This window comes from Streptomyces sp. WM6372 (assembly GCF_001279655.1).
GTDB lineage: Bacteria > Actinomycetota > Actinomycetes > Streptomycetales > Streptomycetaceae > Streptomyces.
This window is the reverse complement of sequence record NZ_LGDB01000117.1, coordinates 1-370: the sequence shown is the minus strand read 5'-3', so window position 1 is coordinate 370 and position 370 is coordinate 1. Positions and strand designations below refer to the sequence as shown.

General features: G+C 64.1%; 1 pseudogene. It reads right to left on the bottom strand.

Annotation, left to right across the window (positions count from 1 at the left end):
* A pseudogene (locus ADK52_RS11110) lies at positions 1 to 370 on the bottom strand (sulfate ABC transporter substrate-binding protein); the annotation flags it as partial.

The window sequence follows — 370 nt, the reverse complement described above, 5'->3', positions numbered from 1 at the left end:
GAGGACCTTGTTCAGGAGCGTCAGGTCGTAGATGCCGGCGAGGTCGGGCTGCTCGATGAGCTTGGCCTTGACCGCCCAGTCGGACTCGGTCTTCAGCGTGGTGGCCAGCGGGTCGTCGGTGACGAGGATGCTCTTCCACGCCGGGTCGATCACCTTCGCGTCGAGCGGCTTTCCGCCGTCGGCCTCCAGCTTCGCGTTGGCGGAGGCCTTCGCCTTGTCGGGGTTGGCGTTGATCCAGTCGTTGGTCTTGACCGTGCCCTTGAGCACGGCTTCGACGACGTCCGGGTGCTCCTTGAGGAACTTCTGCGACACGATGACGTTCGTGATCACGAACTTCTTGTCGGGCCACAGGTCGGTCTCGTCGAGGAGG